The organism is Streptomyces sp. NPDC026575 (assembly GCF_055567415.1).
Map to the genome: position 1 here is coordinate 46,313 of NZ_JBVHQM010000009.1, position 24,198 is coordinate 70,510.

Annotated in this window: 16 protein-coding genes; 9 read left to right on the plus strand and 7 right to left on the minus strand. The window is 73.3% G+C overall.

Annotated features, from left to right (window positions below; translation table 11 throughout):
* The first annotated feature begins 13 nt into the window (after positions 1 to 13).
* The 4 genes from ACZ4NB_RS14480 to ACZ4NB_RS14495 all read left to right on the plus strand — a co-directional run bounded on the left by ACZ4NB_RS14480 (position 14) and on the right by ACZ4NB_RS14495 (position 6,070).
* Entirely contained in the window at positions 14 to 2,077 is a 2,064-nt protein-coding gene (locus tag ACZ4NB_RS14480; protein ID WP_467661352.1) for a SpoIIE family protein phosphatase, read from the plus strand.
* 81 nt (positions 2,078 to 2,158) lie between these two features.
* On the plus strand, positions 2,159 to 3,559 hold the full coding sequence (locus ACZ4NB_RS14485; RefSeq protein WP_467661354.1) for a glutamine synthetase family protein: 1,401 nt from the start codon (positions 2,159 to 2,161) through the stop codon (positions 3,557 to 3,559).
* On the plus strand, positions 3,559 to 4,707 hold the full coding sequence (locus tag ACZ4NB_RS14490; RefSeq protein ID WP_467661355.1) for an amidohydrolase family protein: 1,149 nt from the start codon (positions 3,559 to 3,561) through the stop codon (positions 4,705 to 4,707). Before ACZ4NB_RS14485 ends, ACZ4NB_RS14490 begins: the two co-directional genes overlap by 1 nt.
* A 73-nt stretch (positions 4,708 to 4,780) precedes the next feature.
* Positions 4,781 to 6,070: an MFS transporter gene (locus ACZ4NB_RS14495; RefSeq protein ID WP_467661357.1), complete on the plus strand. Its 1,290-nt coding sequence runs from the start codon at positions 4,781 to 4,783 to the stop codon at positions 6,068 to 6,070.
* 447 nt (positions 6,071 to 6,517) lie between these two features.
* Here ACZ4NB_RS14495 and ACZ4NB_RS14500 read toward each other — a convergent pair whose 3' ends face one another.
* Both ACZ4NB_RS14500 and ACZ4NB_RS14505 read right to left on the minus strand, forming a co-directional pair.
* On the minus strand, positions 6,518 to 8,059 hold the full coding sequence (locus tag ACZ4NB_RS14500; RefSeq protein WP_467661358.1) for a M81 family metallopeptidase: 1,542 nt from the start codon (positions 8,057 to 8,059) through the stop codon (positions 6,518 to 6,520).
* Between the two features lie 125 nt (positions 8,060 to 8,184).
* Positions 8,185 to 9,333, minus strand: coding sequence for an ROK family protein (locus ACZ4NB_RS14505; RefSeq protein ID WP_467661360.1), 1,149 nt, complete (start codon positions 9,331 to 9,333; stop codon positions 8,185 to 8,187).
* Positions 9,334 to 9,578: 245 nt separating this feature from the next.
* Here ACZ4NB_RS14505 and ACZ4NB_RS14510 point away from each other — a divergent pair, with 245 nt between their 5' ends.
* The 5 genes from ACZ4NB_RS14510 (at position 9,579) to ACZ4NB_RS14530 (ending at position 17,222) form a co-directional block, all read left to right on the plus strand.
* Positions 9,579 to 11,333 carry a peptide ABC transporter substrate-binding protein gene (locus ACZ4NB_RS14510; RefSeq protein WP_467661361.1) on the plus strand — a complete coding sequence of 585 codons (1,755 nt, stop codon included), beginning with the start codon at positions 9,579 to 9,581 and terminating at the stop codon, positions 11,331 to 11,333.
* On the plus strand, positions 11,330 to 12,280 hold the full coding sequence (locus tag ACZ4NB_RS14515; protein ID WP_467661363.1) for an ABC transporter permease: 951 nt from the start codon (positions 11,330 to 11,332) through the stop codon (positions 12,278 to 12,280). The genes ACZ4NB_RS14510 and ACZ4NB_RS14515 overlap by 4 nt, the downstream gene beginning before the upstream one ends.
* Entirely contained in the window at positions 12,277 to 13,170 is an 894-nt protein-coding gene (locus ACZ4NB_RS14520; RefSeq protein ID WP_467661365.1) for an ABC transporter permease, read from the plus strand. The genes ACZ4NB_RS14515 and ACZ4NB_RS14520 overlap by 4 nt, the downstream gene beginning before the upstream one ends.
* Before the next feature lie 27 nt (positions 13,171 to 13,197).
* Entirely contained in the window at positions 13,198 to 15,234 is a 2,037-nt protein-coding gene (locus ACZ4NB_RS14525) for an ABC transporter ATP-binding protein (RefSeq protein WP_467661367.1), read from the plus strand.
* 590 nt (positions 15,235 to 15,824) lie between these two features.
* Positions 15,825 to 17,222 (plus strand): NADP-dependent succinic semialdehyde dehydrogenase, encoded by a 1,398-nt coding sequence (locus ACZ4NB_RS14530; protein WP_467661369.1) that lies wholly within the window; start codon positions 15,825 to 15,827, stop codon positions 17,220 to 17,222.
* Positions 17,223 to 17,279: 57 nt separating this feature from the next.
* Here the strand turns inward: ACZ4NB_RS14530 and ACZ4NB_RS14535 are convergent, their stop codons facing one another.
* From ACZ4NB_RS14535 to ACZ4NB_RS14555, 5 genes are all read right to left on the minus strand, one after another.
* Positions 17,280 to 19,478: a SpoIIE family protein phosphatase gene (locus ACZ4NB_RS14535; protein ID WP_467661371.1), complete on the minus strand. Its 2,199-nt coding sequence runs from the start codon at positions 19,476 to 19,478 to the stop codon at positions 17,280 to 17,282.
* Positions 19,479 to 19,738: 260 nt separating this feature from the next.
* Positions 19,739 to 20,959: a metallophosphoesterase gene (locus tag ACZ4NB_RS14540; protein ID WP_467661372.1), complete on the minus strand. Its 1,221-nt coding sequence runs from the start codon at positions 20,957 to 20,959 to the stop codon at positions 19,739 to 19,741.
* Positions 20,960 to 21,137: 178 nt separating this feature from the next.
* Positions 21,138 to 21,644 carry a DUF1990 family protein gene (locus ACZ4NB_RS14545; protein ID WP_467661374.1) on the minus strand — a complete coding sequence of 169 codons (507 nt, stop codon included), beginning with the start codon at positions 21,642 to 21,644 and terminating at the stop codon, positions 21,138 to 21,140.
* Complete coding sequence (locus tag ACZ4NB_RS14550; RefSeq protein WP_467661376.1) at positions 21,641 to 22,471, minus strand: crotonase/enoyl-CoA hydratase family protein; 831 nt, start codon at positions 22,469 to 22,471, stop codon at positions 21,641 to 21,643. The genes ACZ4NB_RS14545 and ACZ4NB_RS14550 overlap by 4 nt, the downstream gene beginning before the upstream one ends.
* Positions 22,471 to 24,135 (minus strand): acyl-CoA dehydrogenase family protein, encoded by a 1,665-nt coding sequence (locus tag ACZ4NB_RS14555; RefSeq protein WP_467661378.1) that lies wholly within the window; start codon positions 24,133 to 24,135, stop codon positions 22,471 to 22,473. The genes ACZ4NB_RS14550 and ACZ4NB_RS14555 overlap by 1 nt, the downstream gene beginning before the upstream one ends.
* Positions 24,136 to 24,198 lie beyond the last annotated feature (63 nt).

Below are 24,198 nucleotides of genomic sequence, written 5' to 3' on the forward strand. Positions count from 1 at the left end.
GCAAAGTGACGGCATGGCTGACCGGGCAGTGAAGCAGCCCACCGTGTCGGTACCGGACGACTGGCCGGCCCACCCGGACCTGACACTTGCCCTCAACGGCATGGGCGGCTTCGACTGGGACCTCGACAGCGGGCTGATGCACATGGACCCGCCCGCCCTCGACGTCTTCGACCTGCGCCCGTCCGAATACGACGACCGCCCCGAGAGCCTCGGCTCCCGCGTCCCGGCCCATGAGTCCGCCCGGCTCGACGCCCTGGTCGCCAGGGCCCTGAAGGACGGCAGCGACTCCTACGGCGCCTACTTCCGGGTGCGGCTGCGCGACGGGCGGCTGCGCTGGACCCACGCCCAGGGCAGCATCCGCCGCGACGCCACCGGCCGGCCCCGCCGGATCATCGGAGTGGTCCGCGACGCCAGCCACGAATACACCCACGCGGCCGAGCGGCTCGCGGTCGATGAGGAGCGCCGCCGGCACACCAGCGTCGTCGAGCGCACCACCGCCGCCCTCGCCCACGCCAGAACCGTCGGCGAAGTGATCGCCGTGCTCGCCGGCGAACAGGGCCTGAGCCGGCTGGGCGCCGAGAACGTCATCCTCGGGCTGGTCGAGGCAGGACGCATCCGGCTGGTCTCCGAAGGCAAGGCGGGCAGCTACGTTCCCGATCTTGAGTACACGCGGGTCGGCGACGAGTTCCCGATGAGCGAGGTGGTGCGCACGCTCACCCCCCGCTACGTGCACAGCCGCGACGAGTTCAAATACGGCTACCCCCGGCTGTGGCCCGCCATCGAGCCGCTGAACGTCAACTCCGCCGCGTATCTGCCGCTGATCGCCCAGGGCCGCCCGATCGGTGTGATCGGCCTGTTCTTCGAGCGCGAGAGCGACTTCCGCGACCAGGAGCGCAACGTCCTGGTGGCGCTCGGCAGCAGCATCGCGCAGAGCCTGGCGCGGGCCATGCTCTACGACCAGGAGCACGAGATCGCCGCCGGCCTCCAGCAGGCCATGCTGCCGCGCCGGATACCCGGTATCCCCGGCGCCCAGGTCGCGGTCCGCTACCGCTCCGCCCGTATGGGCCGGCACATAGGCGGCGACTGGTACGACGTGATACCGCTGCCCAACGGCCGGGTCGGGGCCGTGATCGGCGACGTCCAGGGCCATGACACCCAGGCGGCGGCGCTGATGGGACAGCTGCGGATCGTCCTGCGCGCCTACGCCGCCGAGGGGCACTCGCCCGCCACCGTCATGGGCCGCGCCTCCGCCTTCCTCAACGAGCTGGACACCGACCGCTTCGCCACCTGCACCTACGTCGACGCCGACCTGAGCACCGGCGCGGCCCGGATCGTGCGGGCCGGCCATATCGACCCGCTGCTGCGGCACGCCGAGGGCATCTGCCGCCGGCTGCCGGTGGCCGGCGGGCTGCCACTGGGCATCTCCTCCGAGTTCCGGCGGCTCGACTACCCCGTCACCACCGTCCAGCTCGCCCCCGGCGACACCCTGCTGCTGTGCACCGACGGCATCGTCGAACAGCCCGGCACCGACCTCGACGAGGGCATGCGGGAACTGGCCCGAGAGGTCCGCGACGGCCCCCAGGACGTCCAGCAACTCGCCGACCGGCTCTGCGACTCGGCCGGCACCCGGACCGGCGAGGACGATATGGCGCTGCTGCTGCTGAGGCGGCTCGGAGCACCCGAGCACGACACCGTCGGACGCTTCCGCCAGCACATCGCCCCCGCCGACCCCGAAGGACTCTCCGCCGCCCGGCACATGATCCGGGCCGCGGTACGCGCCTGGGGCGCGGCCGACCGCTCGGAGGAGATCGAGCTGGTCGCCGACGAACTGATCACCAACGCGCTGCTGCACACCGACGGCGAGGCCGTGGTCAACATCCGGATGCCGCACAGCGTCGAGCGGTGCCTGCGGCTGGAGGTCGAGGACCACTCCAGCAGCCTGCCGCGCCGCCGCGAACCGGGCGAGGCCGGAGTCTCCGGCCGGGGCCTGCTCCTCGTCGACCGGCTGGCGGATGTCTGGGGTGTGGAGCCGCGCGGTGGCGGAAAGTGCGTATGGTGCGAGTTCAACTGCCCCTGACCGGGATGGCGTCGAGCCAGCCGGGCGAGCAGCGGGGGAACGGGCGCCGAGGCATCGGCACGGTCGAGTGAGGACGGCATTATGGCAACGCGGGCCGCGGAACAGCGCGAGGAAGCCCGCCGGGTGGCGGCGCGGCTGGAGGCGGAAGCCGTCCGCAACGTGGCGTTGACCTGGGTGGACAACGCGGGCATCGCCCGCGTCAAGACCATTCCGGTGGCGCGGCTGGCGGATGCCGCCGAGCGCGGCGTCGGAATGTCGCCCGTCTTCGACGTCTTCACCTCCGACGACGCCATCACCGAATCCGACCACCTCGGCGGGCCCGACGGGGACCTGCGGCTCTTCCCCGACCTGGACCGCGTCACCACCCTCGCCGCCCAGCCCGGCTGGGCCTGGGCACCGGTCGACCGCTACGACCAGCTCGGTGCGCCGCACCCCGCCTGCCAGCGGCTGTTCGCCCGGCGGATGGCCGAACAGGCCACCGAGGCCGGCCTCGACGTGCGGATGGGCTTCGAAACCGAGTGGGTGGTCACCCGCGCCCCCGACAAGCACGGCCCGGCGGCCGCCGGCGTCGACGAAGTGCTCGACTACCCCTGCGCGGGCCCCGCCTACGGCATGACCCGGCTCGTCGAACTCTCCGACTACCTCCGCGATGTCACCGAGGCGCTGACCCTCCAGGGCATCGACGTGCTCCAGCTCCACCCCGAGTACGCGCCGGGCCAGTTCGAGGTCACCACCGCCCCGGCCGACCCGGTACGCGCCGCCGACGACGTGGTGCTGGTCCGCGAGACCATCCGCGCGGTCTCCGCCCGCCACGGGCTGCGGGCCTCCTTCGCCCCCTCGGTCGTCGCCGGGCAGGTCGGCAACGGCTGCCACCTCCACCTCGGCCTGTACCGCGACGGCCGGAGCCTGCATCGCGACCCCGACGCCGCATGGGGCCTGGCACCGGACGCGGTGGCCTTCCTCGGCGGCGTCCTCCAGGCCCTGCCCGCCCTGCTCGCCATCGGCTGCCCGTCACCGGCCAGCTATCTGCGACTCCAGCCCTCCCGCTGGGCCGGCGTCTACCAGTGCTGGGGCGTGGAGAACCGCGAGGCGGCGCTGCGCCTGATCACCGGCGCCCCCGACGACCCGGACGGCGGCCACGCCGAGGTCAAGACGTTCGACGCGGCGGCCAACCCCTACCTCGCCGTCGGGGCGGTGCTCGCCGCCGGACTGCACGGCATCACGTCCCGGACCGGGATGCCAGCGCCGCAGACCGGGGACCCGGGCACGCTCGGCGTCCGCGAGCGCGCCCGGCGCGGCATCGTACGGCTGCCCGCCACACTGACCGAGGCCGCCGACCGGCTGGAGAAGTCGGCGCCGCTCCACGAGGCGATGGGCAAGGTGCTGCACGGCGCGGTGCTCGCGGTCCGGCGGGCCGAGGAGGAGCACTTCGCCGAGAGCGAGCCCGAGGAGATCGCCGCCGCCACCCGCTGGCGCTGGTGATGCCCGCGGACGCCCCGGGGCCCGGCCCCCGCTTCGACGACGGCCTGCCGCCGCTGGTGGACCACCACTGCCACGGCGTGCTCCGGCACGAACCGGACCCCCGGGCGTTCGCCGGTTACCTCACCGAATCGGACCGGCCGCCCGCGGCGGGCACCACCTTCTTCGACACCCAGGCCGGCTTCGCCGTGCGCCGCTGGTGCCCGCCGCTGCTCGACCTGCCCGCGCACTGCCCACCCGAGAGCTACCTCGCCCGCCGCCGCGAGCTGGGCCCCGACGAGACCCGGCGCCGCCTGCTGCGCGCCACCGGAATCGGCGCCTACCTCCTGGACACCGGCCTGCCGGGCGACCTGACCGGCCCGGCCGAGACGGCCGAGGCGGGCGGCGCCACCGGGCACCCGGTCGTCCGCCTGGAGGCGCTGGCCGAACGGGTCGCGGCCGCCGCGCACGACACCGAGGAGTTCACCGACGTCCTCGCCGGCGCGGTCCAGGCGGCCGCCCGCACCGCCGTCGCCTTCAAGAGCGTCGCCGCCTACCGCCATGGGCTGGCCCTCGATCCCGGGCCACCGGCCCCCGACGCCGTACGCGCCGCCGCCCGCTCCTGGCTCGCCGCCGGCGCACCCCGCCTCACCGACCCGGTGCTGCTCCGCCACCTGATCTGGCTGGCCGTCGCCACCGGCCGCCCCCTCCAGCTCCACACCGGCTTCGGCGACCCCGACCTGCGGCTCGACCACGCCGACCCGGCCCTGCTGACCGACCTGGTCCGGGCCACCGCCGACACCGGCACGGACCTGGTGCTGCTGCACTGCTACCCCTACCACCGCCAGGCCGCCTACCTGGCGAGCGTCTTCCCGCACGTCTACGCCGACGTCGGACTGACCCTCACCCACACCGGCCCGAGGGCCACCGCCGTACTCGCCGAGTTCCTGGAGCTCGCCCCCTTCGGCAAACTGCTCTTCTCCACCGACGCCTACGGCCTCCCCGAGCTGTACGTCGTCGGCAGCGCGCTCTTCCGGACGGCGCTGTCGGGCGTGCTGGGGGAGTGGACGGCCGCCGGGGCGTGGTCCCCGGAAGACGCCCGACGCGTGGGCGCCATGATCGCCGCCGACAACGCACGCAGGGTGTACGGCCTCCCGCCTACCGCCCCGTAAGGGGCACCGGCCGCGCGCGCCCATTCCCGCCCTGCCGTCGGTCGTTCCGCCGCCGCGTGCTTTACTGCGCCGCGTGGCCCTTACATCTACCAACGACGACACCGGCCCCGACAAGGGCGAACCCCCCCTGCGCTCCCGCGTATTCGCCGATCTGACCCCGCTGCGCACCTCCCCGGACTACCGTCGCCTGTGGTGCGGCAACACCATCTCCTGGATGGGCCAGCAGATGACCGCCCTCGCGGTCTCGCTGCAGGTCTACGCCATCACCGGCTCCACCTTCTCGGTCGGCCTGGTCGGCCTGTGCTCGCTGGTCCCGCTGGTCGTCTTCGGGCTGTACGGCGGCGCCGTCGCCGACACCGTCGACCGCCGCAAACTGGGCCTCTACAGCGCCGCGGGCGCGACCGCGATGTCCATCACGCTGGCCACCGCGGCGCTGGCCGGCTACCACCGGGTGTGGCTGCTCTACACCGTGGTCGCCCTCCAGGCCGTCTGCTTCGCGATGAACTCCCCGGCCCGCACCTCGATGATCCCGCGGCTGCTGCCCACCGAGCAGCTGCCCGCCGCCAACGCCCTCAACTCCCTGACCAGCAACCTCGGTCTGATGGGCGGACCGATGCTGGGCGGTGTCATCGTCGGCCTGTGGGGCTACCAGGCGGCGTACCTGATCGACGCGGTGGCCTTCACCGGGGCGCTGTACGCGATGTGGCGGCTGCCGTCGATGCTGCCCGACCACGGGGACGGCCCGCGGCGCCGGGCCTCCGTACTGGACGGACTGCGCTTTCTCGCCACCCGCCCGAACCTGCGGATGACGTTCTTCGCCGACATGGCGGCCATGGTGCTCGCCCAGCCGCGTGCCCTGTTCCCCGCGGTCGCGGTGCTCTGGTTCGGCGGGGACGCCAAGACCGTCGGCCTGCTGGTCGCCGCGCCCGCGGTGGGCGCCGTACTGGGCGGGCTGTTCTCCGGCTGGCTCGGCGGGATCCGCCGGCACGGCCTGGCCATCCTGATCTCGGTGGCCGCCTGGGGCGCCGCCATCGCCTGCTTCGGGCTCTCCCGGCACCTGTGGCTCGGGCTGTTCTTCCTGGCGGTGGCCGGCTGCGCGGACACCATCTCGATGGTCTTCCGCAGCACCATGCTCCAGGCCGCGACCCCGGACGAGATGCGCGGCCGCCTCCAAGGCGTCTTCATCGTCGTCGTCGCGGGCGGCCCCCGCCTGGGCGACTTCCTCGCCGGCTCGACCGCCGACCTGACCTCCCCGGCCACCGCGGTCATCGGCGGCGGCCTGGCATGCGTCCTGGCGGTCACGGCACTGGGGCTGGGCCGACGCGCGTTCGCACGGTATGACGCGCGGGACCCGCGGCCGTAGCGATTGGTTGTGCCCACGTTTTCGGCTTTCCCGCCGTGGGGGTTTCTCTGGGTTCGCCTGCGGCGGGCGGGGTCCGCTGCGCGGGGCTGTTCGGCTGCCGGTGACGGTCCTCCGGGGCAGGGGTTCCGGACTGCTTCGCTTTACGTCCGGAACCCCTACCCCTCCGGCCCGCCCCCTCCCGTTGAGGGTGGGAAAAACCGTGGGGGTGAACGTCATCCCGTATGCGCAGGCAGTGGACGGATTCGGCCCGCCCCCACCGGACCGTCTTCCCACCCACCCACGGGAGGGGACAGACCGTAGGACGGAGTCCGTAGGGCTGTCACCGCACCCGACACACAAACGCCCGCCGCAGGCGAAACGGCGAGAAGCACACACGGCGCCGCAGCCGACAACGTGGGAAGCAGGCCAAGCGCAGCGAAACGTGGGAAGCAGCCCAAGCGCCTAGCGTCAGAGCAGTGACGCAGCCAGCTCCGGTTCCTCGAAGCCTGTGTCGTCGAAGGGGTAGAGCGGGCGTCGTACCTTGTGGTGGCCCAGGCGGAGAAGGTCCTGGTCGACGCCGCCGGGGGTGAGGGCGAGCAGCCAATCGGCGGCCATGGCGTGGAGTTCGGGTTCCAGGTAGCCGATCTTGACGACCAGCAGGTCGTAGGCGAGCGGGTCCAGGGGGCCGAAGTCGGCCCGGGTGTGGAACGGTTTGCGGCGTTCGGTCAGGACCACCGTCACCCCGCCGCGGGTGACGGCCGCGGACCGGCCGCCGCCGTCGTAGGCCGGATTGCCGCGCGGTGTGCCGGAGTCCGGACCGGGCGGGTCGTCGAGGGCGGTGACCGTACCGGTCAGCTCGTACGGTTCCGCGTGCGGGCCGGTGCCCGCGCTGAACCGGCCGCCCACGCCGATCGTGACCTCGGCGCCCACCCCCGCGTCGAAGCAGACGGCGACGGCCTTCGGGTCGGTGATGCCGGGGTGGAGGGCGGTGACCCGGCCGCTCGCCAACTCCTCGTGGGCCAGGAGCCGGCCGAGCATATAGGCGAGGTCGCCCGCGCCGCCCGCGGTGGGGTTGTCGCCGGAGTCGCTGATGACGAAGGGGCGGGCGGGGGAGGCGACGGCGCGGGCGATGCAGGCGTCGGCGTCGCCGGTCGGTCCGACGAACGTGAAGTCGCGGCGTACGGACCAGAATTGGCGGGCCAGCGACTCGGCCTGGGCGGTGGCGAGCCGGGGATCGTCCGCGGTGACCACCACCGCGGCTCGACAGCGCTCCTCGTCGGCCCAGGCGTACCCCACCCAGATCGCCGCGTCGACGACCCCGTCGAGCGCCTCGACCGAGGCCAGTTGCCCGTAGAGGGACCTGGCCGGTTCGAGACGGGTGCTGGTCTTCTCGCCGGGGAGGAGGACGGGGATCTGCACCCAGGCGCGGTACGGGCGCCCCTTCCCGGCGGCCAGCCGTCCGACGAGCTTGCGGGCGGCCCGCTCCCGGGTGTCCCAGGCGTCCTCGTGCGGCGCCATACGGTGCGCGGTGAGCAGATCGAGGCGCTCGGCGAAGCGGCGCGAGACATTGCCGTGCAGATCCATGGCGGCCGAGATGAGGGTGCCGGGGCCGGTGGCGGCGCGTACCGCGTCGGTGAGGTCGGCCTCCGCGTCGTCGAGCCCGACCACGCTCATCGCCCCGTGGATGTCGTAGACCAGGCCGTCGAGCGGTCCCGACGCCCGGATCCGGTCGACCAGTTCGCCCTTGATGCGGTCGTACGTGGCGCGCTCCACCGGGCCGCCGGGCACCGCGACGGCGTGCACCAGTGGCACCCACTCGACCAGCTCGGCCAGTTCGTCGTCCGGACGGGTCCAGGTGTAGCGGTCGAGCAGCGCGCCCTCCCGGGTGACGCGGAAGTCGTCGTACGTCGAGCGATGCGGGCAGAACTGGCTGGATTCGATGGCCATGCCGCCGATGCCGATGCGCAGTCGGTGCCGCGAGCCGGGACGAGGGCCGGTGGGTGAGGGCACGGTGCCTCGCTTTCCGTCGGAGGGGCGTGCGGGCGGGTTTCTGGGGGACGGCGGGCTAGGGCCTGTCCGATGGGTCAGGGCCGTGCCAGGCGTCGCGAGCCCGGCCCTGACCCATCGGACAGGCCCTAGGTGAGGGAGGCCGTGCGGCGCAGTACGGACTGCCCCGCGCCCAGCAGCCCCGCGTCGGGGCCGCAGGCGGCGGCGTCGATGGTGAGTTCGCTGGTGGCCATCGGCAGACAGCGCTCGTAGAGCGTCCCGCGTACGGCCGCGACCAGCGGCTGCGCGCCGGCCAGCGCACCGCCGAGGACCACCGCCTCGGGGTTGAAGAAGTTCACGACGACGGCGAGCACCGCGCCGATGTCGCGGCCGGCCTGCCGTACGAGGGTGGTGGCATGCGGTTCGCCGTTCTCGACCAGGCGCAGGATCTCGGCCGCGGAGTCGACGGCGAGGCCCTTGCCGCGCAGCGCCGCGGCGATCGCGGCACCGCTCGCCACCGTCTCCAGGCAGCCGATGTTGCCGCAGGAGCATGGCAGATGGGCGGAATCGTCCACCCGGACATGGCTGATGTCGCCGGCCGATCCCCGGGCCCCGCGGTGCAGCCGGCCGTCGCTGATGACACCGGAGCCGATACCGCGGCCCGCCTTGACCACGACCAGATGGCGCCGTGCCGGGTGGGCGGCGCGGTGTTCGCCGAGCGCCATCATGTTGGCGTCGTTGTCGAGCAGCACCGGCAGGCCGAGGCGGTCCGCCAGCCGGTCGCGCAGCGGGAACAGATGCCAGCCGGGCATCCGGGACGGTGCGATGATCCGCGCGCCGTCCGCGTCGACCGGGCCGGGGAAGCCGACCCCGACGCCCCGGACCGTACGGCCGGCCGCGCGCTGCCGCTCGGCGAGCAGATCCAGCCGCTCGGCGAGCGCTTCCAGGGCGGGTTCGGGCCCCGCGGTCAGATCGAAGGGGTGGTCGTCGGTGTCGAAGCAGTCGCCGGTCAGACCGACCGCGCCGGTACGGATGTGCCGGCTGCCCAGGTCGGCGGCGAGGGCGACCGCGCCCCGGTCGGCGATCCGCAGCAGCCGCGGACGGCGGCCGCCGCGCGAGGCGCCCTCGCCGGATTCGGTCAGCAGCCCGGCCTCGACGAGTTCCTGGACGCGGGTGGAGACGGTGGACGCGGCGAGCCCCAGCTCGCGTACGAGGTCCGCGCGGGAGGCGGCGGAGCCGTTCGCGACGAGTTCGAGGACGTGCGCGGCGGAGCCGGGCGGCTCGTCGGAGGCGGTCATCGGGCGCCTTTCGCCGGGAGGGAGGGGAGGAGAAAGGGGAGGGGCTGGGGCGAGTTCGTTTGGTCGTCGTAGGAAGGTGGGAGGTCAACTCGGTGACAGTAGAGCGCGGTTGGTGGGCTTTCGCCAAGGTCTTGACTTCTTTTCGCGGCCCTCCGTACTTTGCTCGCACTCTTCGACCGGCCGACCACCTCGGAGGCAGCATGGGTCTGCGCAGCACCCGAATTCGCGGGCCCGTGGGGCGGGTTGTGGCCGTTGTCCTGCTGGTCGCCCTTGCGCTCGTCGGCTGCGGGCCGGCTGGCAACGTTGTCACCGATATGGGCGCCACCGGGGGCACGCCCGTCAAGGGAGGGACCGCCACCATGGCCCTGCCGCCCGCCTCCACCCCCAACTGGATCTTCCCCATCGGTGCGCCCGGCTATCTGGCCTCGTACAACAGCGCCATCCAGGACCTGCTCTTCCTGCGGCTGTACCTGCCCGAACCGAAGGGCGACGCACTGACCCTGGACTCACCGCGCAGCCTCGCGCAGACGCCCCGCTACAGCGACGGGAACAAGACCGTCACCATCACCCTGAAGAAGGGCTACCGCTGGTCCGACGGGGCACCCGTCACCACCCGCGATGTGGAGTTCTGGTTCGATCTGATCCAGCACAACAAGCAGGAATGGGCCGGATATTCGCCCCAGCTCATGCCGGACGACGTCAGGGCGTTCGAGCTCGTCGACGACCGCACCTTCCGGCTCCGGCTGGATCGCGCCTACAACCCGGCGTGGTTCACCGCCAATGAACTCCAGGACTTCGTCGCCCTTCCCGTACACGCCTGGAACCCCCGCCACGAGGAGCCGAAGCGGGCCTTCGCCCGGCTGATGCGACACGCCAGGCAGTTCTCCCGGTTCGCCACCGATCCGCTGTGGAAGACGGTCGACGGGCCCTGGCGGATCGAGAAGTGGACCACCGCCGGGCAGGTCTCGCTGGTCCCCAACGCGAACTACCGCGGACCGGACCGGCCGCATCTCGACCGGGTGGTCCTCAAGCCCTTCACCACCGCGGACTCCGAATTCAACGTGCTGCGCGCCGGCGGCGTCGACTACGGCTACCTTCCGCCGTCCGTCATGGCGCAGTCGGCGCGGTTCAAGGAGATGGGCTATCGCATCGACCCGTGGGAGGGCTGGTCGATCACCTATATCGTCCTCAACTTCCACCACCCCACGGCCGGGCCGCTGCTGCGCCAGTCATACCTGCGCCAGGCGCTCCAGCACCTCATCGACCAGCGGTCGATCTCCCGGGTGATCTGGCACGGCAGCGCCGCGCCCACCCTCGGCCCGGTCCCCGCCGGCCTCCTGGAGCGCGACCCCTATCCGTACGACCCACAGCGGGCGAAGGCGCTGCTGGCCGGTCACGGCTGGGCGGCCAGGGACGGCACGCTGCGCTGCGTACGGCCGGGACGGGGCGCGCACGCCTGCGGCGCGGGCGTCGCGCGCGGCCGGGAGCTGCGGCTCTCGCTGCTCTCCCAGTCCGGCTCGACCGAGACCTCCAACACCATGCAGGCCGTCAAGTCCGAGTTCGGCAAGGCGGGTATCGCCCTCGACATCCGGCAGCAGCCGCTGAACACCGTCCTGGGCACCACCGTCCCCTGCACGGCCGACGAACCGCTCTGCGCGCAGTGGCAGCTCGGCTTCTTCGGCACCCAGGGCAGCTGGTACTTCCCGCCCGACCCCAGCGGAGAGAAGATCTTCGCTTCCCACGCGCCCTCGAACATGGGCAGTTGGTCCGACGCGGAGACCGACCGGCTGATCCGGGCCACCGAGTACTCCGCCGATCGGGCCGCGATGCGCGACTACGGCCGCACGGTGGCCCGTCGGCTCCCGGTCCTGTGGACCCCCAACCCCGCCTACCAGGTCTCCGCCATCCGCAACGACCTACGAGGGGTCGACCAGAACCCGACGCTCTCCCTCGCACCGCAGAACTGGTACTTCGTGAGGAAGGGCGGTGCCGCCGGATGACCGCCTTCCTCATCAAGCGCCTCGGGCAGGCACTGGTCGTACTGCTGCTGGTCTCGGTCATCGTCTTCGTCCTGCTGCATCTGCTGCCCGGCGGACCGGCCCGCGCCATCCTCGGTGTGCAGGCCACCCCGGAGGCCGTCGCGCACTTCAACCACCAGCAGGGGTACGACCGTTCGCTGCCCGAGCAGTATGTGAGCTACCTCGGCCGGCTGCTCAGCGGCGACCTCGGCGAGTCCTACAAGCTCAACCAGAGCGTCGCCTCGCTGCTGGGCGAGCGGCTCCCCAAGACCGCCCTGCTGGCGGGGCTCTCGCTCGCCCTGGCCGCCGTCCTCGCCGTCCCCCTCGGCATCCTGCAGGCCGTACGGCGCGGTAGGGCCGCCGACTACGTCCTGACCGGCGCGGCCTTCCTCGCCTACGCCACCCCCGTGTTCTTCCTCGGCCTGGTGCTCATCCTCGTCTTCAGCCAGCAGCTGCAACTGCTGCCCGCCGAGGCGCCGCAGGCCGACACCGTCGGCGGCGTCCTGGCCGACGCACCGGCCCTGGTGCTCCCCGTCGTGACCACCGCGCTGGGCATCATCGCGGCCTTCAGCCGCTATATGCGCTCCGCCGTCCTGGACAACCTCGCCGAGGAGTACGTACGCACCGCACGCGCCAAGGGCCAGTCCGGCGCCCGCATCATGGCCCGGCACGTGCTGCGCAACGCGCTCATCCCGCTGGCCACCCTGCTCGGCCTATACCTCCCCACCCTCTTCAGCGGCACCCTCGTCGTCGAGTCGATGTTCAACTACCCGGGAATGGGGCTGCTGTTCTGGAGCGCCGCCCAGAGCTCGGACTTCCCCGTACTGCTCGGCGTCACCCTCGTCGTCGGTGTCGCCACCGTCCTCGGCTCGCTGCTCGCCGATATCGCCTACGCCGTCCTCGACCCGCGCATCAGGAGCGTGCCATGACGATGACCGCCCTCGACGCCCGGTCGGACGCCGACCTGGCCACCCCCGGCCTCGCCCGCCGCACGCTCGGCGTCTTCGCCCGCAACAGGCTCGCCCTCACCGGTGCCCTGATCCTCCTCGCCCTGCTCGCCTTCTGCTTCCTCGGGCCGCTGATCCACCCCACCGACCAGATCCACACCGACCTCTCCCAGGCCAACCGCGCCCCCGGCGCCGGACACCCGCTGGGCACCACCGACCTGGGCTACGACCTGCTCGGCCGGCTGATGTACGGCGGCCGCACCTCCCTCGAAGTCGGCCTGGCGGCAGGGTTGCTGGCCACCCTCTTCGGCACGGTCTACGGCGCGGTCGCCGGCTACTGCGGCGGCTGGGTGGACGCCGCGATGATGCGGATCACCGACGCCGCGCTCGCCATTCCGGCGCTCTTCCTGCTCGTCGTGGTCGCGGCGATCGTCACCCCCAGCAAGCCCGTCCTCATCGTGATCATCGCCGCCGTCGCCTGGCTCTCCCCGGCCCGCCTCATCCGCGGCGAGGCGCTGGCGCTGCGCGGCCGCGACTATGTCCACGCCATGCGGCTGATGGGCGGCGGCGGAGGCCGGGCCGTCTTCCGGCACATCCTCCCCAACGCCGTCGGCACCGTCATCGTCAACGCCACCTTCCAGGTGGCCGACGCCCTCCTCTACGTCGCCTACCTCTCCTTCCTCGGCCTGTCCATTCCACCGCCCGCCGCCGACTGGGGCTCGCTGCTCTCCGCCGGCATCACCTACACCCAGGTCGGCTACTGGTGGCTGATCTTCCCGCCGGGCATCGCGATCGTGCTGGTCGTCGCCGCCTTCAACTTCATCGGGGACGGTCTGCGCGACGCCTTCGACGTACGCCTGAAGGAGAGTTGACGTGCCGTCAGAAGGAAGGACCGCACCATGACCGAGCCGCTCCTGCGGATCGAGGACCTGCGCGTCGAGATCGCCGGCCGCGGCCGCACCGTGCACGCCCTCGACGGTGTCGACCTCGACCTCGCGCCCGGCGAATCGCTCGGCATCGTCGGCGAATCCGGCTGCGGCAAGACCATGACCGCGCTGTCCGTCCTCGGCCTGCTGCCGCCCGGCGGCCGGATCACCGGCGGGCGGATCCTGCTCGACGGCACCGACCTCGCCGCCGCCCCCGAACCCGTCCTGCGGGACCTCCGCGGCAACACCGTCGGCATGGTCTTCCAGGACCCGATGACCTCGCTCAACCCCACCCTCACCATCGGCGCTCAGGTCGCCGAACCGCTGCTGCTGCACCGGAGGCTGAGCCGGGCCGCGGCCTGGGCGAAGGCCGAGGAGATGCTGTGGCTGGTCGGGATGCCGCGGCCCGCCGAGCGGCTGAAGAGCTATCCGCACCAGCTCAGCGGCGGGATGCGGCAGCGCGTCGCGATCGCCATGGCACTGGTCTGCGAACCCCGGCTGCTGATCGCCGACGAGCCGACCACCGCCCTCGACGTCACCACCCAGCACCAGATCCTCGAACTCGTCGACGAGCTGCGCGCCCGCCTCGGCATGGCGATGATCCTGGTCACCCACGACCTGGGAGTGGTCGCCCGCCGGGTCGACCGGGTCGCGGTGATGTACGGCGGCCGGATCGCCGAACGCGCCCCGGTACGGCCGCTGTTCGCCACCCCGCGGCACCGCTACACCCAGGCCCTCCTCGCCGCGCTCCCCGAACGCGCCCTCGCCGCCGCCCGGCCGCCGGCCGGTATACCCGGCCGGCCGCCGTCCCTGCTCACCCGCCCCACCGGCTGCCGCTTCGCCCCCCGCTGCGCACACGCCACCGACCTGTGCCGCGCCGCCGAGCCGGAACTCACCGACGACCTGCACACCACCGCGCCCGCCGCCACCGCCCACGCCTTCGCCTGCTTCCACCCCGCCGCACCGGCCCCCGACACCGGCCCGGCCGCCGAGGCGCCCGCCCGCCCTCCGGCCACGGCCACCCTCCGCGCACCGGCCGCGCCCCCGGTGCGTACGGCGGAACCCCTGCTGCGGCTCGCCGACGTCAGCAAGAGCTACCCGCTGCACGGCGGCCCCTTCGCCCGCCGCGGACCGGGCACGCGGCAGGCCGCCGAGGTCAGCGCGGTGGCCGGCGTCTCGCTCACCGTCCGGCGCGGTGAGACCTTCGGCATCGTGGGGGAGTCCGGCTGCGGAAAGTCCACCCTCGGCCGGATGGCCGTCGGCCTGGAGGCGCCCAGCGGCGGCGCGGTCCACTTCGCCGGCCGCGACCTCTCCGGCCTCACCAAGCGGGAGCTGCGCGCCCACCGGCGCGATGTCCAGCTGATGTTCCAGGACTCCTCCACCTCCATGGACCCGCGGATGCGGGTGGGCGCCGTACTGCGCGAACCGCTGGTCATCCAGCGCATCGGCGACCGCGCGGAGCAGCGGCGGCGGATCGCCGGGCTGCTGGACGACGTCGGGCTGCCGCGCGGCGCGGTGGACCGCTATCCGCACGAGTTCTCCGGCGGCCAGCGCCAGCGCCTCGGCCTGGCCCGTGCCCTCGCCCTGGCCCCCTCGCTGGTGGTCGCCGACGAGCCGGTCTCCGCGCTCGACGTCTCCGTCCAGGCGCAGATCCTCCAGCTCATGCGGGAGCTGCAGCGCGAGAAGGGCCTGAGCTACCTGTTCATCTCGCACGACCTGGCGGTGGTGCGGCACCTCGCGGACTCGGTCGGCGTGATGTACCTCGGCAAACTCGTCGAGACGGGTCCCGCGGAGCGGGTCTTCACCCGTCCGCTGCATCCGTATACCCGCTCCCTGCTACTCGCCGACGAGACTCCGCTCGCCGGCGAGATCCCCTCGGCCGCCGCGCCGCCCTCCGGCTGCCGGTTCCGTACGCGCTGCCCCCTCGCGAAGGCCGTCTGCGCGACCACGGAGCCGCCCCCGGCCGAACCGGATTCGGCCGGGCATCGGGTGGCCTGTCACTTTCTGTAGTAGCTCGGCTGCGGCGCCGTGGTGGTTTCTCGCCGTTGCTCCCCCACTGCCTAAAGGGCGTGGGAGGTACCCCCAGCGGCGGGCGGTTGTTTGTCGGGTGCGGTGACAGCCCTACGGACTCCGTCCTACGGTCTGTCCCCTCCCGTCACCGGCAGCCGAACAGCCCCGCGCAGCGGCACCGCCCGCCGCAGGCGAACCCAGAGAAACCCCCACGGCGGGACAGCCGACAACGTGGGAAGCACCCCCAAGCGCAGCGGGATCGCGTTGAGGCCATACACAAGCCAAACTCGGGTACGGGGGCATATGTGCCACCAGCCGTCGTTTGGAGGCCCGCCGTGCAGCGGCACTCGCATACGCAGCCACCGACTCGCGGTGAGCGCACGCTCGACCGCGATCCGCAGCCAACGCCGCCGGACCCGGGAGGGCCGTCGCCGAGCCCCGTTCCGGAGCCCCTGCCAGGCCCGCCGGTTCCGCCTGCGCCACCTGAACCGATACCGCCGGAGCCGGAGCCGATCCCCCGTCCGCCCGGACCGGACCCCGTACCGGACCCCTCTCCGGCCCCCTCACCGCTCTCCTAGGAGGTGCTGAACATGGCGATCGCCACGGTCAACCCGGCCACCGGCGAGACCCTGAAGACCTTTGACGCGCTCAACGCGGGCGAGATCGAAGACCACCTGGTCAGGGCGGAACAGGCATTCCAGGAGCATCGCGCCACGAGCTTCGCGCGCCGGGCGGAGCTGCTGCTCAAGGCCGCCGAACTGCTCGACGCGGACCAGGACGGCATCGCCCGCACCATGACCACCGAGATGGGCAAACCGCTGGTCCAGGCCCGCGCGGAGGCCGCGAAGTGCGCCAAGACCATGCGGTGGTACGCCCACAACGCCGAGCGGCTGCTGGCCGACGAGGATCCCGACCCGGCCGACGTGCGTGATTCCGGCGCGGTGCGCGCGGTGGTCCGCTACCGCCCGCTGGGCACCGTCCTCGCGGTGATGCCCTGGAACTTCCCGCTCTGGCAGGTCGTACGGTTCGCCGCGCCGGCGCTGATGGCGGGCAACACCGGACTGCTCAAGCACGCCTCGAACGTCCCGCAGACCGCGCTGTACATCGAGGAGCTGTTCCGCCGCGCCGGCTACCCGGAGGGCTGTTTCCAGACCCTGCTGATCGGATCCGGCGCCGTCGAGGACGTACTGCGCGATCCGCGGGTCGCGGCGGCGACGCTGACCGGCAGCGAGCCCGCCGGCCGCTCGGTCGCCTCGATCGCGGGTGACGAGGTCAAGAAGACCGTCCTCGAACTCGGCGGCAGTGACCCGTTCGTCGTACTGCCCTCCGCCGACCTCGACAAGGCCGTCCGCGTCGGGGTGACCGCGCGGGTGCAGAACAACGGGCAGTCCTGTATCGCGGCCAAGCGGTTCATCGTGCACGACGAGGTCTACGACGCCTTCGCCGAGCGGTTCACCGACCGCATGGCGGCGCTGACCGTCGGCGATCCGATGGACGAGAACACCGAGGTCGGGCCGCTCTCCAGCGAGCAGGGCCGCTCCGACCTGGAGGAGCTGGTCGACGACGCGGTCCACCAGGGAGCGAGGGCGCTGTGCGGCGGCCGCCGGCCGCCCGAGCACCGCACCGGATGGTTCTACGAGCCGACCGTGCTCGCCGGTATCACCCCCACCATGCGCATCCACCGCGAGGAGGCGTTCGGCCCGGTCGCCACGCTCTACCGCGTCGCCGATCTGGAGGAGGCGGTGTCGCTCGCCAACGACGTGCCGTTCGGCCTGAGTTCCAACGCCTGGACCCGTGACCCCCGTGAACAGGAGAGGCTGGCAAGGGACTTGCAGGCGGGCGGCGTCTTCTTCAACGGTATGACCGCCTCCCACCCGGGACTTCCCTTCGGCGGGGCCAAGCGCTCCGGCTACGGCCGGGAGCTCTCCGGGCACGGCATACGGGAGTTCTGCAATATGACCACGCTGTGGTACGGGCCGGAGGACTGAGCCGGCCGGAGGACCGGTGGGCCGCGCCCGCGGTCGGGGCGCCCCGGCGGTGCGGGTCTACCGCGCCGCGTCCGGCTCCGGCGGCACGGCGAACTCGCACCACAGCGCCTTGCCCGCGCCCCGCGGCTCCGCGCCCCAGCGGTCCGCCAGGGCCTCGACCAGCATCAGCCCGCGGCCGGAGGTCGCGGTCTCGCCGGGGCTGCGGCGGCGCGGCCAGCGGCTGGAGCGGTCCTCGACCTCCAGCCGGATCCGCCGCGGGGCGCCGGGCAGCAGCTCCACGGTGACCAGGGCGCCGCTCTCGGTGTGGGTCAGGGCGTTGGCGACCAGCTCGGAGGCGGTGACCTCGACGTTGTGCAGGACGCCGGCCGCCCGCCACTGGTCCAGCGTGCGGCGCAGCGCCGAGCGGACCTCAGCGGCGCCCTGCGGGTCGGCCTGATGCACCTGCAGCCGGAGCCGCGGGGTGGCGTCGGCGCCGCCGGGGCCGGGCAGCCGGTGCAGCAGCAGGAGGGCCATATCGTCCTCGGAGCCGGGGTCGGCCCACAGGCGGTCCGAGATCCGGTCGGCGAGGGCCTCCAGGTCCGCGGGGCCGTCGCGGACCGCCGCGGCGAGCGCGTCGAGGCCCGCGCAGATGTCCTGGCCGGGCTGTTCGACCAGGCCGTCGGTGCACAGCAGCAGCGTCGACCCCGGCTCCAGGAACAGCTGGGTCTCGGGGAAGTGGTCGTGCCCGAAGGCGGTGGCCAGGCCCAGTGGCAGCCCGCCGCAGACCTCGGGCCAGTCGATGTGCCGGGAGCTGTTGCTGATCAGCGGTCCGAGATGGCCGGCCCGCGCCGCGTGCAGCGACCCGGACTGCAGGTCGGCCTGGACGTAGGTACAGGTCGCGAAGCGCTCGGTGTCCAGCTCGGCGAGGAAGCGGGAGGCCCGCACCAGCACGGTCTCCGGGGTGTGCCCCTCACCGGCGTACGCCCGCAGCGCGATCCGCAGCTGGCCCATCACCGCGGCCGCATGCGTGTCATGGCCCTGCACATCGCCGATCACCAGGCCGATCCTCCCCTGGGGCAGCGCGATCACGTCGTACCAGTCGCCGCCCACGTCCCGACCGACGCTCGCCGGGTGGTAGCGCACGGTGACCGCGCCGCCCGCGATGGCCGGCAGCCGGCGCGGCAGCATCGTCTCCTGAAGTCCGGTGGCGAACTCGCGCTCCTGGTCGAAGAGCGTGGCCCGCTGCACCGACTGCGCCACGACACCGGCCAGCGCCAGTGCCAGGTTCCTGGCCTCCTGCGACTGCACGGCGGGCTCGGCGTTGAACAGCCCCAGCGCCCCGATCACGGTGTCCTGCGCGACCAGCGGCAGGAACGCCGCGCTGCCCGTCGGCAGCAGGCCGGTGTACGGGCGCAGCCGCGGATAGCGGGCGATCAGCTCGCCGCGGCTGCTGAGGAAGGCGGGCCGCCGCGAGCACGCCGCATCGGCCAGCGGGAGGGTGTCGTCCAGCCGTGAGGTCCTCATCTCCTCGGGTACCTCGCCCTCCAGCCCGGCCGTGGCGATGACCTTGAACCGGTCGTTCTCGACGAGCCCGAGCACCAGCCCGTCGGCGCCGAACCGCCGCGCTCCGCCGGTCCCGCCGAGCACCCGTGTGACGTCCCGGACGGACAGCGCACGGGCCAGCGCGGCGGTGGTCTGCTGCACCATCACGGTCTGCCGCCGCCGGTCCTGCTGGAGCGAGCGCAGCAGCGCGGAGTCCGCCAGTTCGCTGGTCGCCTCCCGGACGATGCCGACGACCCGGTACGGCCTCCCGTCGGCGTCGTGCAGGATCCGCCCCTGGGAGTGCGTCCAGCGCCGGCTTCCGTCGCGGCAGTGGACGCGGAAGTACGCGCCGTACGACGGGTGGCCGTCCTCCAGGGCCTGGGAGAGCGCCCCGTCCAGCCGCAGGCCCTCCTCCGGCGGCACCCGCGAGATCAGGGACATCGGCGCGCCGTCGTACTCGTCCGGGCGCAGATCGAAGACCTCCATGGCGCCGGGGTCCAGGGCCATGCGCCCGCGGTCCAGATCCCAGTCGAAGGTGCCCGTCCGGTTGAGCGAGAGCCGCTCGCGCAGTCCGATGGGCTCGTGGTCCGACACCCCGGGCACGTCCTCCTCGACCGGATGCCGGTCCCGGCCGGAGCGGGGGTCGTAGCCCTGGCCGGAGGGGTCGGGGGGCGGTTCCGCGGCGGGTCGGCCGGTCACGGGGTGCCGCGCCGCGGAGTCCTGGAGCTCGGACACGGCGGGCTCACACGTGGAAGGCGGCGGCGCGTCCGGGCGCGGGCCAGCGGCGGCGCGGCGGACACCTCCCGCGCCCTCGGCCGCGGGCCGTCCTCGACCGGGGCCGATACCCACCGGAACGCGGCCATGCGAACACCTTAGGCGCGGGTCGGGGAGGCCGCATGTCGCGGTGCGCCATCGGCCGGGCGGCGGTGTACAGACGTGGAAGCCCAGGTGGGCGAGCCGTCCTGGACGTGCACCGACCAGGACGGCTCCTCTCGTCAGGCGTGCGCCCGCGCCGCGGCGACCGGGGTGGTCTGCCGCGTCCGGTGCCGCAGCGTCGCCGTGCGCGTCGCCACGTCGACGGTGTACGCGTCGATGGTCAGCCGCGCGCCGGACACCTTCAGCACCATGAACCCGTTGTCGGAGAAGTTCTGCCAGGCGGCCGGGTGCCCGAAGTGCGCCTTGCCGTCCTCCGTCTTGGCCGACGCCCCGCAGACCACCTGCCGGGTGCCGCCGGTCCGCGCCGTCGGCTCCAGGATCTGCAGGGTGTGGTCGTGGCCGGAGAGGATCAGATCGGCCCGCCCGCACACCACCTGCTCGTACATCTCCTTGAGGTGGACGCCGCTGGTGTAGTTCCCGATCTCGAACCCGTCGTACGAACCGGCGCTGCCGTGCTTGCCGTTGTTGAGGTACGGGTGGTGGCCGATGACGACCTTCCAACGGGCCCGCGACGCCTTCAGCGCACGGTCCAGCCAGCTCCGCTGCTCGCGCATGTACGGCCCGTCCCAGTGGTAGTACGGGTCGAGCTGGGCCACGTACGACGACCAGGGGATCGTGTCGATGGCGAAGAACTCCACCAGCGGGTCGGCCGCCGGCAGCGGGACGCTGTAGTAGCGGCTGGGCATGTACCAGCGCTTGGAGGTCTTGGCGTACGCCACCTCGCGGTCACCGCGCGAGGGGTCGCCGCCGCTGCCGGGTATCAGCCCCGAGCAGTCGTGGTTGCCCAGCACCATCAGCCAGGGCACGTCGATGCCGCTGTTGGGCTTTTCGAACTTGTCCTGGAACTCGGAGTCGTCGGCGGACTCCGGGCCGTTCTCGTAGATGTTGTCGCCGAGACCGACCGCGAGACCGATGCCCTCGGCCCTGCACAGGTCCCGCGCCGCGGCCGCCACCGCGTACTGCGCCTCGTCCCCCGTGCCGGCGTCACCGGTGACGAGGACGGCGAACTCCCCCTTGCCGTTGGGGTGCTCGGGGAACGGAAAGGCCCCCGGGGCCCCCGGGCGGGTCGCGGCCGAAGCGGGGGACTGCGCCTGCGAGGGCAGCACCGCCAGCGCCGCGCCGGCCATCGCGCCGCCCAGCAGCGTCCGCCGGTTCACCCACTGCGGAACGCGCCCCGTCGTGGGCATCTGGGGCGCCCCGGCCGCCGCGTCCGAGCCGGCCCGCAGCCACTCCCGCTCGGTCATGTCCGCCTGCGGCGGGATCAGTTCGTCGTCACACATGGCTGGATTTCTCTCACGGTCGCCAGGGGAGATGGTGACGAAAAGATGAAGCGCAAGTGGACGTATGGCGATCAGCGATGGCGGGGCTACGCGTCGGTAACTACGCGTCTCCGGGCGGCGTCAGGGGGTGAGAAAAGCGGACGGAGGGCTGGTCGTTCCGGCCGCCGCGGGCCGCCGATCAGCGGTTCGCCAGGCGGCGCAGAGTGCGGCCGAGACGGCGGATGTACAGCCGCTGGAAGACGGGGACCAGCGGCCCCGCGAGACGGGTGACGGCTCGGGCCGGGCGGCTGAAGGCGGTCACGGTGAACCACACCGAGCCGTCCGCGCGCAGCTCGGCCAGGAACGCCTCCTCGCCGCACTCGGGGTGCCCGTCGCGGGTCCCGTAGGCGAAGCCGATGCGGTCCTCGTCGGCCACCGTCCACACCACCCGGCAGGGGGCCAGAAGCCGCAGCGGGCCGACGCCCAAGGAGACCTCGACGGCGACCCCCGGTGCGGCCCGTGGGGCGTCGGCGCGGATGCCGGTGCCCGCGGCCCGGTGCATCCGGAAGGTGGTGATCGCCTCGCCCGCCGCGGCCAGCACCTCGCGGCCGCGGCCGATCGGCAGTTCCTCGTGGAGATGGTGGTAGCCGGCCGGCAGCGGGGTGCGCCGGGTACCGCCCGCCTCGGGGTAGGTCAGATCGCTCATGAGGCGCATGGTGTCACCCCGGGTTCACCGTGACTCTCCGGGCCCGGTACCCGCGGTACCTCCTCTGCCCGGTCCGGCTCTCCGTGCCGCCCCGCGCCCGCCGCGAAGCGCGCCGCGCCGGTCATCGCCTCGGCCAGCACCGTCTGCCCGTAACGGAGTTCCGAGGCCAGGGCGGTCGCCTCGTCCCGGCCCTCCTGGTCCAGCAGGGCGGTCCGGTCGCTGCGCAGACACGCCTGCGGGAAGCGGGCGATCTCCGCCGCCAGCAGCTCGGCCTCCGCGCGCGCCGTGCCGGTCGGCACCACCCGGTTGACCAGCCCGATGTCCAGCGCCTCCGCCGCCGGGACCGGGCGCCCCGTCAGGACCAGGTCCATCGCCCGGCTCGCGCCGATCAGCCGCGGCAGCCGCACCGTACCGCCGTCGATCAGCGGCACCCCCCACCGCCGGCAGAACACCCCGAGGACCGCGTCCTCCTCCGCGACCCGCAGATCGCACCACAGCGCCAGCTCCAGCCCGCCGGCCACCGCATGGCCGGCCAGCGCCGCGATCACCGGCTTGCCCAGCCGCATCCGGGTCGGCCCCATCGGCCCGTCGCCGTCGGGCGCCACGCGGTTGCCGCGTTCGGTGCCCATCGCCTTGAGGTCGGCGCCGGAGCAGAACGTCCCGCCCTCGCCCCACAGCACGGCCACCCTCGCCGCGTCATCCTCGTCGAACTCCCGGAAGGCATCGGTCAGTCGGCGCGCCGTCGGGCCGTCCACGGCGTTGCGGGACGCGGGCCGGGACAGCACCACCGTCGTCACCGGCCCGGCCCGCTCGATCCGTACGGACATCAGGACGCGCCCCCGGCCGTGTCCGGCGCCGGCGGCCGGACGCGCTCCAGGATCGCGGTCAGATCGACCCCGGGCGGCAGGGTGCCGTACGCGTTGCCCCACTCCCCGTCGAGCCGGGAGGCGCAGAACGCGTCGGCGAGCGCCGGGTGGCTGTACCGCACCAGCAGCGCGGCCTGCAGCACCAGCGCCATCCGCTCCGCCAGCGTCCGCGCCATCAGCTGCGCGCGCTCCGGAGAGGCCAGGCCGCCGAGCATCTTGCGGACCGCGGCCACCGCGGCGTCCAGCCGCCGATCGGCGCCCGCCGCCGTCTCCACCTCGGCGAAGAAGGCGTCGAGCGCGGCCGGCTCCTTGCCCAGGGCCCGCAGCACATCGAGCGCGGCGACATTGCCCGAGCCCTCCCAGATCGACAGCAGGGGCGCCTCCCGGTACAGCCGCGGCATGCCCGAGTCCTCGACATAGCCGTTGCCGCCCAGGCACTCCAGCGCCTCCGCCGCATGGCCGCTGCCCCGCTTGCACACCCAGTACTTGCCGGCCGCCAGGGCCAGCCGGCGCAGCGCGGACTCCCCGGCGTCCCCGGCCTGCGAGCGGTCCACCGCCGCGGCCAGCCGCATGCCCAGCAGCGTCGCCGCCTCCGACTCGACCGCCAGATCCGCCAGCACCGAGCGCATCAGCGGCTGCCGGTCCAGCTCCCGCCCGAACGCCCGCCGGTGCGCCGTGTGGTGCAGCGCCTGCCGCAGCCCCGCCCGCATCCCGGCCGCCGACCCCAGCACGCAGTCCAGCCGGGTCATGTTCACCATCTCGACGATGGTGCGCACCCCGCGGCCCGGCTCACCGACCGGCCAGGCCACCGCCTCGTGGTACTCGATCTCGGAGGACGCGTTGGAGCGGTTGCCCAGCTTGTCCTTGAGGCGCATCAGCCGCATCCCGTTGAGCGTGCCGTCCGGCAGCACCCGCGGCAGCAGGAAGCAGCTCAGCCCCTCCTCGGTCTGCGCCAGCGCCAGGAACACATCGCTCATCGGGGCGGAGGTGAACCACTTGTGGCCGGTGATGCGGTACGTGCCGTCGCCGGCCGGCACCGCACGCGTGGTGTTGGCCCGTACGTCCGAGCCGCCCTGCTTCTCCGTCATCGACATGCCCGCGATCAGCCCCGACTTGGTCAGCGGCGCCCGCAGCCCGAAGTCGTAGGAACGGGACGCCAGCAGCGGCTCGTACTGCGCGGCCAGGTCCGGTGCGGCGCGCAGCGCGGGGACGGCGGCGTAGGTCATCGAGATGGGGCAGCCGTGGCCCGGTTCGGCCTGCGACCAGACGTAGAACTTCGCGGCGCGCACCAGATGCGCCCCGGCGCGGTCGTCGGTCCACGGGGCCGCGTGCAGACCGTGCTCCACCGCGACGGTCATCAGCTGATGCCAGGCCGGATGGAACTCCACCTCGTCGACGCGGTGCCCGAACCGGTCGTGGGTGTGCAGCCGGGGCGGCTGCTGCTCCGCCCAGCGGGCCTGGTCCTGCACCGCCGCCGAACCGGCCAGCGCGCCGAGCCCGGCCACCTCCGGCACGCCCCACTCGGCGCCGTCCCGGCGCAGCGCCTCCAGCAGGGCCGGTTCGTCCGCCGTGCTGAACCCGGTCAGCGGCGGGGCCTGGTTCACGACTTCATGGGTGACGGTCATACCGTTGACGTTACAGAAACCGAACAGCCGCGGGAAGAGCGTAATGCCGCGCGCGGTCCACAC